Annotated in this window: 15 protein-coding genes and 2 pseudogenes; 9 read left to right on the top strand and 8 right to left on the bottom strand. The window is 70.8% G+C overall.

Annotated features, from left to right (window positions below):
* Window position 1 precedes the first annotated feature (1 nt).
* The 7 genes and pseudogenes from ACZ60B_RS07520 to ACZ60B_RS07490 all read left to right on the top strand — a co-directional run bounded on the left by ACZ60B_RS07520 (window position 2) and on the right by ACZ60B_RS07490 (window position 8,440).
* Window positions 2-373 carry a DUF742 domain-containing protein gene (locus ACZ60B_RS07520; RefSeq protein WP_162469635.1) on the top strand — a complete coding sequence of 124 codons (372 nt, stop codon included), beginning with the start codon at window positions 2-4 and terminating at the stop codon, window positions 371-373.
* Complete coding sequence (locus ACZ60B_RS07515) at window positions 351-971, top strand: GTP-binding protein (protein WP_351604921.1); 621 nt, start codon at window positions 351-353, stop codon at window positions 969-971. Before ACZ60B_RS07520 ends, ACZ60B_RS07515 begins: the two co-directional genes overlap by 23 nt.
* A gap of 136 nt (window positions 972-1,107) precedes the next feature.
* Window positions 1,108-1,677, top strand: a complete 570-nt coding sequence (locus ACZ60B_RS07510) for a GAF domain-containing protein (protein ID WP_469385032.1) — start codon at window positions 1,108-1,110, stop codon at window positions 1,675-1,677.
* Between the two features lie 278 nt (window positions 1,678-1,955).
* On the top strand, window positions 1,956-2,984 hold the full coding sequence (gene tdh / locus ACZ60B_RS07505; protein ID WP_469385030.1) for an L-threonine 3-dehydrogenase: 1,029 nt from the start codon (window positions 1,956-1,958) through the stop codon (window positions 2,982-2,984).
* 34 nt (window positions 2,985-3,018) lie between these two features.
* Window positions 3,019-4,218, top strand: a complete 1,200-nt coding sequence (locus tag ACZ60B_RS07500) for a glycine C-acetyltransferase (protein WP_469385028.1) — start codon at window positions 3,019-3,021, stop codon at window positions 4,216-4,218.
* A 64-nt stretch (window positions 4,219-4,282) separates the two neighbouring features.
* Complete coding sequence (locus ACZ60B_RS07495; protein ID WP_469385026.1) at window positions 4,283-5,185, top strand: LysR family transcriptional regulator; 903 nt, start codon at window positions 4,283-4,285, stop codon at window positions 5,183-5,185.
* 175 nt (window positions 5,186-5,360) lie between these two features.
* Window positions 5,361-8,440, top strand: a pseudogene (locus ACZ60B_RS07490) (Tn3 family transposase).
* A gap of 69 nt (window positions 8,441-8,509) precedes the next feature.
* On the opposite strand, the gene ACZ60B_RS07485 reads toward ACZ60B_RS07490, so the two are convergent.
* From ACZ60B_RS07485 to ACZ60B_RS07470, 4 genes are all read right to left on the bottom strand, one after another.
* Complete coding sequence (locus tag ACZ60B_RS07485) at window positions 8,510-9,361, bottom strand: aldo/keto reductase (RefSeq protein ID WP_469385023.1); 852 nt, start codon at window positions 9,359-9,361, stop codon at window positions 8,510-8,512.
* Between the two features lie 44 nt (window positions 9,362-9,405).
* On the bottom strand, window positions 9,406-9,732 hold the full coding sequence (locus ACZ60B_RS07480; RefSeq protein WP_469385021.1) for a carboxymuconolactone decarboxylase family protein: 327 nt from the start codon (window positions 9,730-9,732) through the stop codon (window positions 9,406-9,408).
* Window positions 9,729-10,703 carry an aldo/keto reductase gene (locus tag ACZ60B_RS07475; RefSeq protein ID WP_469385019.1) on the bottom strand — a complete coding sequence of 325 codons (975 nt, stop codon included), beginning with the start codon at window positions 10,701-10,703 and terminating at the stop codon, window positions 9,729-9,731. Before ACZ60B_RS07475 ends, ACZ60B_RS07480 begins: the two co-directional genes overlap by 4 nt.
* 130 nt (window positions 10,704-10,833) lie before the next feature.
* Window positions 10,834-11,568, bottom strand: a complete 735-nt coding sequence (locus ACZ60B_RS07470) for an SDR family oxidoreductase (protein ID WP_469385017.1) — start codon at window positions 11,566-11,568, stop codon at window positions 10,834-10,836.
* Window positions 11,569-11,762: 194 nt separating this feature from the next.
* On the opposite strand from ACZ60B_RS07470, the gene ACZ60B_RS07465 reads away from it, so the two are divergent.
* Window positions 11,763-12,653, top strand: coding sequence for a helix-turn-helix transcriptional regulator (locus ACZ60B_RS07465; RefSeq protein ID WP_469385015.1), 891 nt, complete (start codon window positions 11,763-11,765; stop codon window positions 12,651-12,653).
* 71 nt (window positions 12,654-12,724) lie between these two features.
* On the opposite strand, the pseudogene ACZ60B_RS07460 reads toward ACZ60B_RS07465, so the two are convergent.
* A pseudogene (locus ACZ60B_RS07460) lies at window positions 12,725-13,728 on the bottom strand (site-specific integrase).
* Between the two features lie 376 nt (window positions 13,729-14,104).
* Here ACZ60B_RS07460 and ACZ60B_RS07455 point away from each other — a divergent pair.
* Window positions 14,105-14,629 carry a hypothetical protein gene (locus ACZ60B_RS07455; RefSeq protein ID WP_469385014.1) on the top strand — a complete coding sequence of 175 codons (525 nt, stop codon included), beginning with the start codon at window positions 14,105-14,107 and terminating at the stop codon, window positions 14,627-14,629.
* Window positions 14,630-14,681: 52 nt separating this feature from the next.
* Here ACZ60B_RS07455 and ACZ60B_RS07450 read toward each other — a convergent pair whose 3' ends face one another.
* The 3 genes from ACZ60B_RS07450 to ACZ60B_RS07440 are packed head-to-tail and all read right to left on the bottom strand — an operon-like array spanning window position 14,682 to window position 17,687.
* Window positions 14,682-16,274, bottom strand: a complete 1,593-nt coding sequence (locus ACZ60B_RS07450; RefSeq protein WP_469385012.1) for a hypothetical protein — start codon at window positions 16,272-16,274, stop codon at window positions 14,682-14,684.
* A 4-nt stretch (window positions 16,275-16,278) separates the two neighbouring features.
* Window positions 16,279-16,611 carry a helix-turn-helix domain-containing protein gene (locus ACZ60B_RS07445; protein WP_469385011.1) on the bottom strand — a complete coding sequence of 111 codons (333 nt, stop codon included), beginning with the start codon at window positions 16,609-16,611 and terminating at the stop codon, window positions 16,279-16,281.
* Entirely contained in the window at window positions 16,608-17,687 is a 1,080-nt protein-coding gene (locus ACZ60B_RS07440; RefSeq protein WP_469385010.1) for a tyrosine-type recombinase/integrase, read from the bottom strand. Before ACZ60B_RS07440 ends, ACZ60B_RS07445 begins: the two co-directional genes overlap by 4 nt.
* Between the last annotated feature and the right edge of the window lie 41 nt (window positions 17,688-17,728).

Genomic DNA, 17,728 nt, shown 5'->3' with positions numbered 1-17,728 from the left:
CGTGGCGGCGGTCGGCGACGGGCCCTGGCTCGACGACGCGGCCGGACGGCTGGTGCGACCCTTCACCGTCAGCAACGGCCGCACCAGGCCCACCATCGCGCTCGACCTCATCTCGCAGGTGCGGGCCACCGGAGTCACCCCCCTCGGTTACCTCGGTCCGGAGCACGCCCAGGCCCTCGCCCTCTCCCGCGCGCCCGTCTCGGTCGCCGAGGTGTCCGCCCATCTGAAACTGCCGGCGGCCGTCACCAAGGTGCTGCTGTCCGACCTGGTCGATTGCGGGGTACTCACCACCAAACCTCCCGAGTTCCACCACAACCCCACCGACCGGGCCCTTCTGGAGGCAGTGCTCGATGGACTACGACGACAGCTCTGAGTACGAGAACGGCCCCATGCCCTTCCCCACCGCGCTGAAGATCCTGGTGGCGGGCGGTTTCGGGGTCGGCAAGACGACCTTCGTCGGCACGGTGAGCGAGATCGCCCCGCTCAGCACGGAGGAGCTGCTCACCACCGTCAGCGCCACGACCGACAATCTCGACGGCATCGAGAACAAGGTCGAGACGACCGTGGCGATGGACTTCGGCCGCATCACCCTCGACCCGCAGCACGTCCTCTACCTGTTCGGCACGCCCGGACAGGAGCGGTTCTGGTTCATGTGGGACGAGCTCTCCGAGGGCGCGCTCGGCGCGGTCATCCTGGCCGACACCCGCCGCCTGGAGGAGTGCTTCGCCGCCGTCGACTTCTTCGAGGAACGCGGTCTCGGCTTCATCGTGGCGGTCAACGAGTTCGACGGCGCCCACCGCTACGCCTCCGAAGAGGTCAGGGCCGCCCTCGACCTCGGTCCCGGGATCCCCGTGGTGCGCTGCGACGCCCGTATCTCCGCCTCGGGCGTCCAGACCCTGCTGACCCTCGTGCGCCACCTCATCGCCCACGCCCCGGCGGCCCCCGAGCCCAGCCGTGGCGTCCACCTGTGATCCCCGCCCCCGCCCGCGATCCCCGCACCCGCCCACGGAGCCCGCACATGACCCGCACCCTCCCGGACCCGGCCCGCGCCCACCCGGCCCGCACCTGTCCGGGCCCGGCCCTCGCGCGCCCGGCCGGAGACCGGCCATGAGCTACGACCCACCGCGTCCGGCGGGCCGGCTGCTGCTCACCCCCGAGGACAGGGAGGCGCCCGCCCGCGCGCTGCGGCTGCGGCGGCTGGGGCTGGGGGAGCGGCCCGAGCCCGAGCTCGACGCCTTCGCGGACCGGCTCGCCCACCTCACCGGGGCCCCGTACGCCATGGTCAACTTCATCGACGAGGAGCGGCAGTACTTCGCCGGACTGCACCTTCCGGGAGTCCCCCCGCCCGCGCCGCCCGGCCGGCCCGAGGTGGGCCGCTGGCTGCCCCGCGACCACGGGTACTGCCCCCACGTCGTCGTCCGGGGCAAGGCGCTGGTCCTGGAGGACGTCCGCGACTATCCGCGGTTCGCGGGCAACCCGATCGTCTACGACTACGGCATCCACTCCTATCTCGGCGCCCCGCTCGTCGCCGCCGGCGGGATGGTGCTGGGCACGGTGTGCGTGGCCGACGCCGAGCCCCGGCCCTGGGGGAGGACCGGCCTCGAGACCATCAAGTCGACGGCCGCCGAGCTCACGGCACGGATCGAACGGAGCGAGGCGGACGGCCTCCCGCTCTGAGACGGCCCCTCCGTGGGCGCGGAGCGGACAGGGCCGACCGGGGGACGGGCGGGCTGGGCCGTCAGGGGGACACGGGGGACTGGGCCGACCGGGGGACGGACCGGGCAGGGCGGGCGTGGCGGACCGGTGTGAAGCAGAGCTGTGGCGCCGCTTAAGAAAACCTCGATGGACCAGGGCAGCGCGATACGGCAGATTGCTAGGCGATTCCACTGCACTCCCCGGCTGCGGGTGTCTTCGGCATGCCCGCGGCAGGGACCTCACCCACAGGAGCCGTACCGTTGAAGGCGCTGGTCAAGCAGAAGGCGGAGCCCGGACTGTGGCTCATGGACGTCCCGGAGCCCGAGATCGGTGCCGGCGACGTTCTGATCAAGGTCCTGCGGACCGGTATCTGCGGCACCGACCTGCACATCCGGGCCTGGGACGGCTGGGCGCAGCAGGCCATCCGCACCCCGCTCGTGGTCGGGCACGAGTTCGTCGGCGAGGTCGTCGCCACCGGCCGTGACGTCGTGGACATCAAGGAGGGCGACCGGGTCAGCGGCGAGGGCCACCTGGTCTGCGGCAAGTGCCGCAACTGCCTGGCCGGGCGCCGCCACCTGTGCCGGGCGACGGTCGGGCTCGGGGTCGGCCGCGACGGCGCCTTCGCCGAGTACGTGGCCCTGCCCGCCTCCAACGTCTGGGTGCACCGCGTCCCGGTCGACCTCGACATCGCCGCGATCTTCGACCCGTTCGGCAACGCCGTGCACACCGCGCTGTCGTTCCCGCTGGTCGGCGAGGACGTGCTGATCACCGGCGCCGGTCCGATCGGCCTGATGGCCGCGGCGGTGGCCCGGCACGCCGGCGCCCGCAACGTCGTCGTCACGGACGTCAGCGAGGAGCGCCTGGAGCTCGCCCGCAAGATCGGCGCGAGTCTCGCGCTGAACGTCTCCGACGCCACCATCGCCGACGGCCAGCGCACCCTCGGCCTGCGCGAGGGCTTCGACATCGGCCTGGAGATGTCCGGGCGCGGCGAGGCCCTGCGCGACATGATCGCCAACATGACGCACGGCGGCCGGATCGCCATGCTCGGCCTGCCGTCCCAGGAGTTCCCGGTCGACTGGGCCCGCATCGTCACCTCGATGATCACCATCAAGGGGATCTACGGTCGTGAGATGTTCGAGACGTGGTACGCGATGTCGGTCCTGCTGGAGGGCGGCCTCGACCTCTCCCCGGTGATCACCGGCCGGTACGGCCACCGCGACTTCGAGGCGGCGTTCGCCGACGCGGCGAGCGGCCGCGGCGGCAAGGTCATCCTCGACTGGACCGCGTAGCCGCAAGTCACCCGCCTCTTCCTAGGAGCTTTCGATGTTCGACTCCGTGCGCGACGACCTGCGCGCCACCCTCGACGAGATCCGCGCCGCCGGTCTGCACAAGCCCGAGCGCGTGATCGGCACCCCGCAGTCCGCGACCGTCGCCGTCACCGCCGGCGGCCGCCCCGGCGAGGTCCTCAACTTCTGCGCGAACAACTACCTCGGCCTCGCCGACCACCCCGAGGTCGTCGCCGCCGCCCATGAGGCCCTCGACCGCTGGGGCTACGGCATGGCCTCGGTGCGCTTCATCTGCGGTACGCAGGAGGTGCACAAGGAGCTGGAGGCGCGGCTGTCGGCGTTCCTCGGCCAGGAGGACACGATCCTGTACTCCTCCTGCTTCGACGCCAACGGCGGTGTCTTCGAGACGCTGCTCGGCGCCGAGGACGCGGTGATCTCCGACGCCCTCAACCACGCCTCGATCATCGACGGCATCCGGCTGTCCAAGGCCCGCCGCTTCCGCTACGCCAACCGCGACATGGCGGACCTGGAGCGGCAGTTGAAGGAGGCCGGCGAGGGCGGGGCGCGCCGCAAGCTCGTCGTCACCGACGGCGTCTTCTCCATGGACGGCTACGTGGCGCCGCTGGACGAGATCTGCGACCTCGCCGAGCGCTACGACGCCATGGTCATGGTCGACGACTCCCACGCGGTCGGCTTCGTCGGCCCCGGCGGCCGAGGCACGCCCGAACTGCACGGCGTGATGGACCGCGTGGACATCATCACCGGCACGCTCGGCAAGGCCCTCGGCGGTGCCTCCGGCGGTTATGTCGCCGCCCGCGCGGAGATCGTCGCGCTGCTGCGCCAGCGGTCCCGTCCGTACCTCTTCTCCAACACCCTGGCCCCGGTGATCGCGGCGGCCTCCCTGAAGGTCCTCGACCTGCTGGAGTCGGCGGACGACCTGCGGGTGCGGCTGCGGGAGAACACGGCGCTGTTCCGCTCCCGGATGACCGAGGAGGGCTTCGACGTCCTGCCCGGCGACCACGCGATCGCGCCGGTGATGATCGGCGACGCGGCGCGCGCCGCGCGGCTGGCGGAACTGCTCCTCGAGCGCGGGGTGTACGTGATCGGCTTCTCGTACCCGGTCGTCCCGCAGGGCCAGGCCCGCATCCGCGTCCAGCTCTCCGCGGCGCACTCCACGGACGACGTCAACCGCGCGGTCGACGCCTTCGTCGCGGCCCGCGCCGAGCTGGAGGCCTGACCCGGGACACCGAGGTCGATCGGGCGGAACGGGACACCTCGTTCCGTTTGAGAGAATCGGTCCCATGATCGAAGCGCGGCGGCTCCACATCCTCCGTGCGGTGGCGGACCACCGTACGGTCACGGCGGCGGCCGCCGCGCTGTACCTCACCCCCTCCGCGGTCTCCCAGCAGCTCACCGCGCTGGAGCAGGAGACCGGTCACCGCCTGGTCGAGCGCGGTGCCAAGGGGGTACGGCTGACCCCGGCCGGCGAGATCCTGCTCGGCCACACCAACGCGGTCCTCGCCCAGCTGGAGCGGGCGGAGGCGGAACTCGCCGCCTACGGTTCGGGCGAGGCGGGCACGGTCACCGTCGCGGCCTTCGCCACCGGCATCGCCCAGGTCGTCGCGCCCGCGGTGGCCCGGCTGGCCGTCTCCGCGCCGGGCATCCGCATCCGGGTCCAGGACGCGGAGGGCGACGCCAGCCTCCCGATGGTGCTGGACCGGCAGGTGGACGTGGCCGTGGCCGTCGAGTACCGCGGGGCCCCGTCGGCCGACGACCCGCGGCTGACCCATGTCCCGCTGTACGCCGAGCCCTTCGACGCGGTCGTCCCGGTCGCCCACCGGCTCGCCGACACCGTCGAGGTTCCGCTCGCCGAGCTGGCCAAGGATCCATGGATCGGCCCCTACCCCGGCAACCCCTGCCATGACGTGGTCGTGATGGCCTGCGAGAACGCCGGTTTCCAGCCCCGCCTCGAGCACTCCTCGGACGACTTCCGCGCGGTGGTGGCGCTGGCCTCGGCCGACGCCGGGGTGGCCCTGGTGCCCCGGTCGGCGCTGCGCGGCATGGACCTGAGCGGTGTGGTCGTACGACCGGTCGACGGGGTGGCCCCCACCCGCCGGGTCTTCGCGGCGGTGCGCAGAGGAGCCGAGGGGCATCCGCTCATCCGCCCGGTGCTGGACGCGCTGGGCGAGGCGTCCCGACCCTGACCGGCGCCTGCCCGCCTGCCCGCCTGCACGCCTGTGCCTGTCCGGTCCGGGGGTTGAGGAACATCCGTGCCGGATCGTGCGCTAAGGGCTGGCCAGTCACGCGAGCCCGTTGACCAGGGCTGATCTGGGGCTCGAATCTTCGCGGGTCGATGTTGTCGATCTTCGGAGGGCCGTGGTGGCGGTCGAGTTTCTGACGGATCAGCAGGCGGCCCGGTATGGGGCGTTCTACGGGGCGCCGGTGCGGGCGGAGCTGGAGCGGTTCTTCTTCCTGGACGACGCGGACCGGGAGAAGGTGCAGGCGAAGCGGCGGGCGCACAACCGGCTGGGGTTCGCGGTCCAGCTGACCAGCGTGCGGTTCCTGGGGCGGTTCATGCCGGACCCGCGGCAGGTGCCGGTGGAGGTGGCCGAGTACCTGGCCGAGCAGCTGGGGATCGCCGACCCTGGGGTGCTGGCGGAGTACGGCGAGCGGGACGGGACTGCCCGTTCGCACGCCGGGGAGATCCAGCAGGACGGCGGGTGGCGCGACTTCGCCGAGGTCCGGGACGAGTTGGTGGAGTGGCTGGACGCGCGGGCCTGGACGACCGGGGACGGGCCGAAGGCGCTGTTCGACGCGGCGGTGGGGTGGATTCGCGAGCGGCGGGTGCTGCTGCCGGGGGTGAGCCGGCTGGCTAGGTTGGTGGCGCGTCGGTGCGGGAGGCGGCGAACCAGCGGCTGTGGGAGACCCTGCACGGCCTGCTGAACGCCGGCCAGCGGGCGGTGCTGGACGACCTGCTGGAGGTCCCGGCCGGGCAGCGGGTCTCGGAGCTGGACCGGCTGCGGCGCGGGCCGGTGCGAGTGTCGGGACCGCAGATGAAGGCCGCGCTGGAGCGCGCCGAGGAGATCGCCGCACTCGGCATGGGCGAGCTGGACGTAGCCGGGATCCCGCCGCGTCGGCTGGCGGAGCTGTCCCGGTACGGCGTGGACGGCAAGGCGTCGCTGCTGCGCAGGCACGGGGACGCCCGGCGGCTGGCGACGCTGCTGGCAACCGCGGTGTACCTGACGACGAGGGCGGTGGACGACGCCCTGGACCTGCTGGAGGTGCTGGTCGCCACCAGGCTGCTGGCGCGGGCGGAGCGGGACACAGCGAAGGAGAAGCTGCGGACCCTGCCGAAGGGCGAGAGGGCCGGCGCGAAGCTCGCCGTCGCGCTGCAGGTCGTCTTCGACACCACCGCCGAGCAGGTCGACACGACCACGGGGGAGGTCACCGAGCCGAAGGTGGCGACCCTGGCGGCGATGTGGGAGGAGATCGAGGCGGTGGTGCCCCGCGAGGAGCTGGCGGCGGCGATCGCCGCCATGTTCGAGTTGACGCCGCCGCTGGACTCGGACGCCGACGAGGCGTGGCGGCGGGTGCTGGTCACCCGGTTCAACACGGTGCGGCCGTTCCTGAAGCTGCTGGTGACGGTGGTCGACTTCGGCGCCACCCCGGAGGGCCTGACGGTGGTGAAGGCGCTCAGGTCACTGCCGGAGCTGATGGGCCGCAAGAGGGTGGGGCAGGCCGAGATCGACATCGAGCTGCTGTCCGGCTCGTGGAAGCGGCTGGTGCTGGCCGCGCCGCACCTGGAGCCGGGCGAGGTGGACTGGAAGGCGTACACGTTCTGTGTGCTGGAGCAGGCCCACCGGCTGCTGCGGCGCAAGGAGGTGTTCGCCAAGAACTCCTCGAAGTGGGGCGACCCGCGGGCCAAGCTGCTGGCCGGAGCGGCGTGGGAGGCGGCGAAGCCGACCGTGCTGGCCTCGCTCGGCCTGCCCGACGACGCGCGCGAGCACCTGGCCGAGCGGGCCGCGCTGCTGGACGGCACCTACCGGGAAGTGGCCTCCCAGGTGCCGGCGAACGCGCAGATCGTCTTCGACGACGACGGCCGGCTGCACTTCGCCGCTTTGGAGCCCGAGCCGGAGCCCGCCTCGCTGCTGGAGCTGCGCGCGGCCGTGAACTCGATGCTGCCCCGCGTCGACCTGCCGGAGGTGCTGCTGGAGGTGTTCTCCTGGACCGGTGCGGACCAGGCGTTCACCTCGGTGACCGGCGGCGAGGTGAGGCTGCGGGACCTGCACGTGACGATCGCGGCGCTGCTGGTCGCGCACGGCTGCAACGTCGGCTACATCCCGGTGATCGGAGGCGCGGACGCGCTCAGGTACGGCCGGCTGTCCCATGTCGACCAGACCTACCTCAGGCTGGAGACCTACCGTCAGGCCAACTCGGCGCTCATCGCAGCGCAGGCGTCGATCCCGCTCGCGCAGGCGTGGGGCGGCGGCCTGGTCGCCTCGGTCGACGGCATGCGGTTCGTCGTCCCGGTGCCCTCGGTGTACGCGCGCCCGAACCCGAAGTACTTCGGCGCCTCCACCGGCGGCGCCGGACGGCGGGCCGGGGCGACATGGCTCAACCTGATCAACGACCAGGCCGCAGGACTCGGCGGGAAGGTGGTCGCCGGCACCCCGCGCGACTCCCTCCACGTGCTGGACGTCCTCTACGACCGCGACGGCGGCCGCCGCCCGGAGGTGATCGTCACCGACACCGCCTCGTACTCCGACATCGTGTTCGGCCTGCTCACCCTGGCCGGGTTCACCTACGCCCCGCAGCTGGCCGACCTGCCCGACCAGAAGATGTGGCGCATCGACCGCACCGCCGACTACGGCCCCTTCCAGGACACCGCCCGCGGCCGGATCGACCTGGAGCGGATCGCGCGCCACTGGGAAGACGTGCTGCGGATCATCGGCTCCATCCACACCGGCGCGGTGCGCGCCCACGACGTGATCCGGATGCTCTCGCGCGACGGCCGGCCCACCCAGCTCGGCGACGCCATCGCGCACTACGGCCGGATCGCCAAGACCCTGCACATCCTGCGCCTGGCCGACGAGCCCACCTACCGGCGCCAGATCAAGAGCCAGGCCAACCTGCAGGAGGGCCGCCACGCACTCGCCCGCAAGATCTTCCACGGCCGCGCCGGGCAGCTCTACCAGCACTACCAGGAAGGCATGGAAGACCAGATCGGCGCGCTCGGCCTGGTTTTCAACGCCCTCGTGCTCTTCAACACCCGCTACATGGACGCCGCCCTCGACCGGCTGCGCGCCGACGGCTTCGACGTCCGCGAGCAGGACGTCGCCCGGCTCTCCCCGTTCGTCCGGCACCACGTCAACATGCTGGGCCGGTACAGCTTCCTGCTGCCCGAGATGCCCGGCGGCCTGCGGCCGCTGCGCGACCCCGAGCAGGCCGACCGGGGCTGAGCGCACAGCACCCCCGCTCCCCGGCACGGCACTCGCGCCCACCGGGCCGGAGCCGGATGGTGCCGCAGGTCAGTTGTCGAGGCGGCGCTTGCTGAGCCAGGCGACCATCTCGGGGTCATGGTGGTCGAAGAACAGGGTCTTGCCGGTGTCGAGGGCGGCGATCTGCGTCACCTGCTCGTCGGTGAGCTGGAAGTCGAAGACGTCGATGTTCTGCGCCATCCGGTCGGGGTTGACGGACTTGGGGATGGTGACGATGTCGCTCTGGATCAGCCAGCGCAGCACGACCTGCGCCACCGACTTGCCGTGCGCCTCGCCGATGCCGGCGAGGACGGGGTGGGTGAACAGGTCGTTCTTGCCTTCGGCGAAGCCGCCCCACGCCTGGTGCTGCACCCGGTGCTCGCGCATCAGGGCGTGGTCGGCGTCTCGTTGGAAGAAGGGGTGGGTCTCGATCTGGTTGACGGCCGGGGTGATCTCGTTGTTGAGGATCAGGTCCAGGAGGCGGTCGGGGTAGAAGTTGGCGACGCCGGTCGCCCGGGTCAGGCCTTCGTGCTGGGCGGTCTCCATGGCGCGCCACTGGCCGTAGACGTCGCCGTAGGGCTGGTGCATCAGGTACAGGTCGACGTGGTCGAGGCCGAGCTTGGCCAGGGACGTCTCCAGGGCGCGGCGGGTGTTGTCCTGGGCGGGGGCGTCCTGGACCCACAGCTTGGTGGTGATGAACAGTTCCTCGCGCGGGATGCCGCTGTTCTTGATGGCGTGGCCGACGGCTTCCTCGTTGCCGTAGGCGGCGGCGGTGTCCAGCAGCCGGTAGCCGGCCTCCAGGGCCTGGGTGACGGCGAGCTCGGTCTTGTCCGCGTCGATCTGGAAGACGCCGAAGCCGAGGATCGGCATCTTGACGCCGTTGTTCAAGGTGACGTGCTGCACGGGATTCTCCTGGAAGGGACGGGTGGCCGGCCGGTGGTGCCGGCTCAGCGGGTGGGTTCGGTGACCTGGGCCAGGACGCCGGTGGCGCTCATCGCGGCGGGCCAGCCGGCGTAGAAGGCGAGGTGGGTGATCGCCTCGGCGAGTTCGCCGGGGGTGAGGCCGTTGTCGAGGGCGCGGTGCAGGTGGCCGGTCAGCTGGGTGTCGCGGCCCAGCGCCACCAGGGCGGCGACGGTGATCAGGCTGCGTTCGCGTGGGGACAGCTCCGGGCGCTGCCAGAGGTCGGCGAACAGGACGTCGTCGGTGAGGTCGGCGAGTTTCGGGGCGGCACGACGGACGAGGTCCGGCGCGATGCGCGGGTTGGTGCCGGTCATTCGCGTTCCATCATGCGCATCTGGGCCGCGTTGTGGGTGTCTCCGGCGGCCGGGGGCAGGGCACTCAGCCGGGCGAGCTGGTCGTCGGTGAGGTGGACGGCGTCGGCGCTGGCGTTCTCCTCGACGCGGGTCACGCGGCGGGTGCCGGGGATCGGCGCGATGAAGTCGCCCTGCGCGAGCAGCCAGGCCAGGGCGACCTGCGCCGGGGTGGCGCCGATCTCGGTGGCGATGGCGGCGACCTGGTCGGCCAGGCGCAGGTTGTGCTGGAAGTTGGCGCCGGTGAAGCGGGGGTTGTCGGCGCGGAAGTCGTCGGCGTCGAACTGCCCCGGATCGCGGATCGTGCCGGTCAGGAAGCCGCGGCCGAGCGGGGAGAACGGGACGAAGCCGATGTTCAGCTCGCGCAGGGTGGGCAGGACGTGGGCTTCGGGGTCGCGGGTGAACAGCGAGTACTCGGACTGCACCGCGGTGACGGGGTGGACGGCGTGGGCGCGGCGGATGGTGTCGGGCCCGGCCTCCGAGAGGCCGATGTGCCTGATCTTGCCTTCGGCGACGAGTTCGGCGAGTGCGCCGACGGTCTCCTCGATGGGGGTGCCGGGGTCGACGCGGTGCTGGTAGTACAGGTCGATGCGGTCGGTGCCCAGGCGCTTCAGGGAGCCCTCGACGGCGGCGCGGACGTTGGCCGGGCTGCTGTCGGTGCCCTGGCGGCCGGTGTGGGAGATCAGGCCGAACTTGGTGGCCAGCACCACCTGGTCGCGGCGGCCCTTGAGGGCGCGCCCCACCAGTTCCTCGTTGGTGTAGGGGCCGTAGACCTCGGCGGTGTCGATGAGGGTGATACCCAGCTCCAGGGCACGGTGGATGGTGCGGACGGACTGGTCGTCGTCGGTGCCGGCGCCGGTGTAGCCGTGGGACATGCCCATGGCTCCCAGGCCGATACGGGCCACGTCCAGGTCACGCAGCTTGATGTGCTTCACAAGTGGTCCTGTTCGTTTGCTGGTCGATGCCGGTTGAGCAGCGGCTGCGGCGCGGCGGGCGTCGGTGCCGCAGCGCGCCGTCCTCGTCCGTGCGGGCGCCGAACGGTGCCCGCGGTCGGGGGGAGGGAGGTCAGAGCACCTGGCCGGCGGGGCGCAGCAGGATCTCGTGGATGGCCAGGTGCCGGGGGCGCTGGAGGGCGAAGGTGACGACCTCGGCGACATCCTCGGCGGTGACCTCGGCGGCGTCGTAGAGCTCCTTGGCGCCCTGGCGGGTCGCCTCGTGGGTGATGTGGGTGGGCAGCTCGGTGGCGACGACGCCCGGCTCGATCACGGTGACGCGCACGTCGGGCAGCAGCTCCTTGCGCAGCGACTCCGACCAGCCGTTGATGCCGAACTTGGTGGCCGCGTACACGCCGCTGCCGACGTTGGCGACCCGGCCGGCGACGGAGGAGATGTTCACGATGTCGCCGCCGCCGTCCTTGAGCTGGTCGAGGAACACCTCGGTGGCCGTGATCGCCCCGAGCAGGTTGACCTCGATCATCGTGCGGTAGTCCTCGCGCTGCTCGGCGGCGAACGGACCCAGCAGCATGACCCCGGCGTTGTTCACCAGCACGTCCGTGCCGCCGAACTCCCGCTTCACCTGTTCGGCCGCCGTGACCAGGGCGCCGCGGTCGGTGACGTCGGCGGAGACGGCGATCGCACCGTCGCCGAGCTCGTCGGCGAGGGCCTTGATGCGCTCCGTGCGGCGGGCGAGCAGCGCGACCCGGTAGCCCGCGGCGTGCAGGGACCGGGCGGTCGCGGCACCGATCCCGGAGGAGGCGCCGGTGATGACGGCGACGCGCCCCTGCTTCTGGTCCTGGCTCATCTCGTGTTTCCTGTCCTTCATTGTCACGTTGCGTGGCCGACCGTCTGCTGACGGTCAGAGCTCGGCGGTCCGAATGGTCCGGATCACCCCGACGTGGCCATTCCAGCACCGCCCCACAGGCGGCGCGAGGAACCGCTTATACGTGTACTGGCAGTCACTCCTACACACCCCCGCACAGCCGTACCGTGGAGGCCATGGACAACCAGGCCGAGGTACGGGACTTCCTGCGCACCCGACGCGACCGCATCACCCCCGAGCAGGCAGGCATCGTCACCGGAGGCCGCCGCCGCCTGCCCGGCCTGCGCCGTGAGGAAGTCGCCATGCTCGCCGGAATGAGCAGCGACTACTACGCCAAGATGGAACGCGGAAACCTCGCCGGCGTCTCCCCCGAAGTACTCGACGCCCTCGCCCGCGCCCTGCGCCTGGACGACGCGGAGACCGAGCACCTGCACGACCTCGCCCGCGCCGCGAACCCCTCACCGAGCCGCCGCCGAGCCCGTCCCGCCCAATCGACGATCCGCCCCTCCCTCCAGCGGTTCCTCGACGCGATCACCGGCGCACCCGCATGGATCGTCAACCAGCGGGCCGACATCCTCGCTACCAACCCGCTCGCCCGGGCCCTGCTCGCTCCGCTGCTCGACGACCCGGACACCCGGAACAACACCGCGCGGTTCATCTTTCTCAGCCCCGCCGCGCGCACCTTCTACCCGCAGTGGGAGCACGCAGCAGACGCCTCCGCCGCGAACCTGCGCACCGCCGCAGGACGCAATCCGCGCGACAAGGTCCTTTCCGACCTCATCGGGGAACTTGCGACCCGCAGCGACGCGTTCAGCCGCCGCTGGTCGGCCCACGACGTCCGCCTGCATCGCACCGGCACCAAGCACATCCACCACCCCGCCGTCGGCGACCTCGAATTCGTCTACGAAGGCGTCGAACTGCCCGACCATCCCGGATGGATGATGTTCGCCTACACCAGCGCCGCCGGCTCACCGACCGAGGAACGGGTCAAACTCCTCGGCAGCCTCGCCGCCACGCAAGCCGACGCCCAGATCCCCGCACCCGTCTCCCAGCCTGGCGAGACATGAGCCGCTTCGGCCGCAGGGGTCAGTGAAACCAGTCCTGTCGACCAGAACACTCGGTGAAACCACCTCGGTGGTCAGCGCCGCGCGTCGCCCGGCGCCAACAGACTGGTGACATCCGCAATGGCCTCCGCCGAGGGCCTGAAGTAGCGGCGGACGTTCTCGACCTTCTTGTGCCGGGACTTGGCCATCAGCATCAGCTTGGAGGCCCCTGCTCGCCGAGGTGGGTCAGGGAGGAGTGCCGGTACTCGTGCAGGTCCCAGCCAGTGCCGGGACCCGCGTGCGCAGTGTGCTCATCAAGCAGCGCGCGGGCCTGCCCGTAGGAGAGACGGGCGAGCCCAGTGTCCGGGCAGACGTCGCGCGGGCTGACCACCTTGCCGGGGCCGGGGCGGCGGTGGGTGACGAACACTGGCCCACGGGTGCGGCCCTTGAGCAGGCGCGGCAGCAGCCGGGCGGTGCCGGCGTCCCAGAACACCGTCTCCAGCACGTAGTCGGTGCGGGCGGCGCCGCGGCGGCGGACCTTGGGTTGGGCGCCCTTGGATTTCACCGGGCAGCGGCGGCCGGACAGGTCCAGGTCCAGGTCCAGGTCCAGGTCCAGGTCCAGGTCCTCGATGTTGACGTCCAGGATCTCCTCGGAGCGGGCGCAGGTCTCGTAGAGCATCCGCCACAGGGTCTTCTCCCGCAGGTGTACGTCGCGGCGGGCGATCAGCCGGTCGATCGCCATCTTCGAGCGCACCGGGGTGTCGGAGTCCGGCGGCGGCATCCGCTTGGCCCAGGACGGGACCGTCGGCCCGTCGTAGCCGCGCTCCGCGCACCAGCTCGTCCAGGACAGCACCGCGCCGCGGCGGGCGTTCCAGGTGTTCACCGCCGAGCTGCCCCACAGCAGCTCCAGCGTCTCGCCGATCTCGTCGTCCGCCACCGTGGCGAGCGGCCGGCCCTCGCCGAGGTGCTCGGCGGTCTTACCGACAGCGATACCGTAGTTCCGGACAGTGTTCGGGTTGGCGAGCGAGTCGAGGAAGGCGTCGGCCGCCGTCCGGACCGTCAACGCCTTCCCGGTCGGCAGCAGCGGGACCGCGGGCACCGTCTCCCCTTTGCCGCAGATAACAGGGTCGCTTCGCGCTGCGGCCCCGCGACGTCGCCGCAGGCCGTGATCGGCGATGCCGCAGATAATAGGGCGTTATCTGTGGAACGACTTCACGACCGCCCCTGTGTCGGCGTTCTGTCAAGTGCCCACCAGGGGCGATCCGGGCTTAGCGCACGATCTGGCGCGGATGTTCCTCAAGCCTCGGGAGGCCCGCGAGTTCACGGAAACTGAAGGACCTTTCGCGGGAACCCGAGGGTGGACGGTCGTGTTCTCGTGGGTTCGGCCCCCGGGTTCAGGCGAACACGCGGGGTGGGTGCCGAGGGATCCGCCCCTGGGTGCCTTCCCTGGAAGCGGTGCTGACACCGTAGGAGTCATGAGAGCAGAAGGAACGACACCGGAACCGGAAACCTCTATGCAGAGTGAGCTCACATCTCTGGGTGAGGTGGCGTGCCGTTATCAGGCGGATGAGATACACCCGGAGGATCTGCCGATGATCGCTGCTGAGGCGCTCGCAGCCGGACTGGACACCCCGGCATTGTGCGAGCTCGCCGGTTGGCCTCGCAATGCGGATGCCCGCGATATTCGCGACGCGTTCGAGCAAGCACTTGCCGAGTCCGGGATCGGGTTGCCGGATCGGGGCTTGGCACGGCGCCACGCTCTGCGTCGGATGGCGGCTAGGCTCATCGATGGAGAGATAACTCCCGCTGACCTGGCGACGGACGACTGGTGGGAGACGGAGGTCGAGACGGCGGCGGAGCAATCGTTCGTGGCGCTGATCCCGCAATGCGATTGCTGCATCGAGTACACGTTGGGGCTTGACCAGCAGACGTGGACGGCCCAACTGCGGAACGCTGCCCTCGTTCTGACGTCGTCTCCGCCGATCGGCCCTGGATGCTGACTGTGCCTCGCGTGCTCATCCTCAGCAAAGGCGTGGACCGGTCAAGCGGACTTCACTGAAGTGGCTGTTCAGCGGCCTGGTGCAGCAGCGCGCGTGCGGAGTCCGCGTAGCGCATCGCGGTCTTTTCGTCTAGGCCGAACACCTCGGCGAGGTGGAGCGGGTCGGGCCCGTGGGTCAGGGCCTCTTCGAGTTGGCGGTCGACGCGGAGCCGTTCCAGCGTCGCGTCCTGCCCGCGCATTGCGGCGCTGATCCAGTGGTTGCTGGCGCGGCTGGTCTTCGTGGCGGTCTGGTTGTTGATCAGTAGGTGGAGGTTCGCGGTGTTCGGCCACCGGTTTCGCCGGTGCTCCAGCCAGTCCAGCAGCAGCTTCAGGGTGAGGTCGTCGATCGGGCGGGCACGTCCGGCGATGGTCAGCCTTCGGTTTCCGAGGTCGAGGTCGTCGAGCATGAGGTTGGCGATCTGGGCGACCCGGGCGGCGTGGACCGCTGCGAGGGCGAGGATGAGCCGTGTCGCCGGGGTGGTGGCCGCTGCGACGGAGCGGTCGACCTGCTCGGGGACGAGCGGTTGCAGCACGGCGTACTCGTATTGCCCGACCTTGATCCGACTGGTGGGGTTGCGGAAGATCAGCTCGTTCCGCTTGGCCCATGTGAACAGCGAGCGCAGGGCGACGAGTTGGTCGTGGCGCTGGTGGCCGTGCAGTGTCTTGATGTAGGTGAGGACGTCGTCGCGGGTCACTTCGCGCAGGTGGTCGTAGGGGTTCGACCATTCCAGCAGGGCCGGACGGACTCTGTTGAGGTAGAGCCAGACCGTGCCTTCCCGTCGTGGGAGGCTGCGGGGGCCGCCGTTGCGCAGGACGCGGGTCCAGCGCTCGGCCTCCGAGCGGATGCCGGGTGCGAGACCCTCCAACCTCTCGGCGAGCCAGCGTTCGAAGGAGGGTTCGCTGTCGTCCTCGAAGATCCCCATCTCGTCCAGGACCGTGACGGTGTGGCCGACCGGCAGGTCCAGGGCCCGCAGCGGGGCGAAGATCTCCGTGTGCCGGATGACGTCGCCCTCGACGTAGCCGGTGAGGACGAGGACCAGGCCGCGGTTGACCGCGAAGCGGATGTTACGTCCCCAGCCGCGGGCCTCGGCGAGCCGGTGGGCAAGGTACTTCGCCCAGGTCAGCCAGGGGCTGGCTAGATCGGCGTCGGCCAGAGCGAGTCGGCTGTAGTCACGGGGGATCTGTGTGAACAGCGGTAGCTGCTGCCAGCCGGGATCCGGGCGCCAGGCCGATGAAGGAGGTGGCTTGGGCGGGGCTCCCCGCCGTCCTCCGCGCGTCCGAGCCGCGGGGGTCGGTCTCCTGCGGTAGTGCATCCCGACGAAGAACAGTTGGTGATGCCGGACGGCGGCGAGCCGGTCCCGCACGTCCGTCTCGTCCGTGGGCTGGCCGACGATGGCCTTCGCACTGAGGCGGGCCTGGCACCAGCACAGGCGGCAGTAGTTCCACTTCAGCGGCTGGACGCGGTGGCAGCCGGTGCATGCGGCCGCGTCGTGGCTGCGGCCGAACATGTAGCAGGTGGGGCAGAGGTGGCCGCTGAAGTTTCCCCAGGCCAGGCAGCTGTCGCAGGAGTCGGTGGGCTTGACGTAGCCCTTCGGGAACCGTGCCATCGGCTCACTCCGGCGGCAGCGACCGGCCGTCCCGGCGCTTGGGGATCACCTTCGGTGCGGCGGTTCCCGCACCGACCGCGGACCGTTCGCTCTCCTCTGCCTGGCCAGGGCGGCGGACCCTCTCCGGTTCGGGGATCAGCAGGTCTCCGATCTCGCAGCCGAGGACCACGCAGATGACGTCCAGGTCCTCCAGCTTGAGCGAGACCGGCTGGCCGGACCACAGCCCGGACATCTTGCCGGCCGAGATCACCAGGCCGTGCTCGGCCAGGCTCCGCTGGAGTTCGGACGCCTTCCAGATACCCTTGTTCGCGGCGGTCAGCCGCAGGTTCCACCTCATCGGGCCAGTCCTTCCAGCCGCTTCGCGGCCCGTTCCATCCCGGCGACCCAGGCGTCCTCGACCCGGGTCTGCTGCACATGGATATACCGCATGGTCGTAGCGATCCAGGAATGTCCTAAGACCTCCTGGATCGCGAGCAAATCCAGCCCGTTTCCGTAGAGTTGAGACGCGCAGAAATGCCGCAGGACATGCGGTGTCAACCTGTCCGTCCAACTCGCCAGATGAGCCTCGACCGCGTTGTCGAGCCCGTTGCGCAGGGCGTCGTCGCCGACCCGGCGGGCGGAGCCGTCGGTGTTCTTGCGCTCGGAGGGGAACAGCGGGGCACCAGGGCGAGTGTGATCGTCATCGAACTGGCCCCACACGTCTTCGATGAACCACCGCAGTGTCTGGTCGGCACCGTTGATCAGCGGAACCATCCGCTCGCGCGGCCCCGAGCCACGGGCCCCCTTGCCGTGGCGGACGTGGAGTTTTCCGAAGCGGCCCAGATCCCACTTGATGTCGTCCAGGTCGAGCCCACATGCCTCGCTCACCCGCAAGCCAACCTGGGACATCAGCTTCGAGGCGGTGTAGTTCCGGGCAGTGGGGGCGAACTTCCGGCAGGTGGCCAGCTCGCCGCCCCAGCCGGTGAACAACGTCCCGATCTCCGGCTCACTCGGCGGGATCCGCAGCTGGGCGTCCTTGGCCCCACGCGGCCGGTTCATCTCGTCGATCGGGCACTCGACCACTCGGCCGGTCATCCGGTGGATTTCGACCTTGTGTCGCAGCTCCAGGAACATGAAGTACGTGCTCAATGCCTGCGACCGGCCCAGCCGGGTGCCGCTGGGTGAGTGCCGCAGCATCTTCCCGAAGTACACGTCCGCGTCAGCAGGCTCCATGTCCCACAAGGGCCGGCCGAACCAGGTCCTGATCTGATCCAGGTGACCGACGTCCCCGCGGATGGTGCCGTCCGTCAGCCCTGCTGAGGCCCGTGCGAGGACGAACCCGGACAGCACATCGGTCTCGAACCGCTCCAGCTCCTCAGCCGACGCGGGCGCCCAGTGCTCACGCAGGTCCCGTACGACTGCCAGCGCCGCCAACCCGAACCTCCTCACCTTCGACCCGACTGCGAATCGGTCGG

It is taken from the genome of Streptomyces sp. NPDC104096 (genome assembly GCF_055584385.1).
Note: the sequence above shows the minus strand (reverse complement) of the source record. Positions and strands in the feature narration are given on the sequence as shown.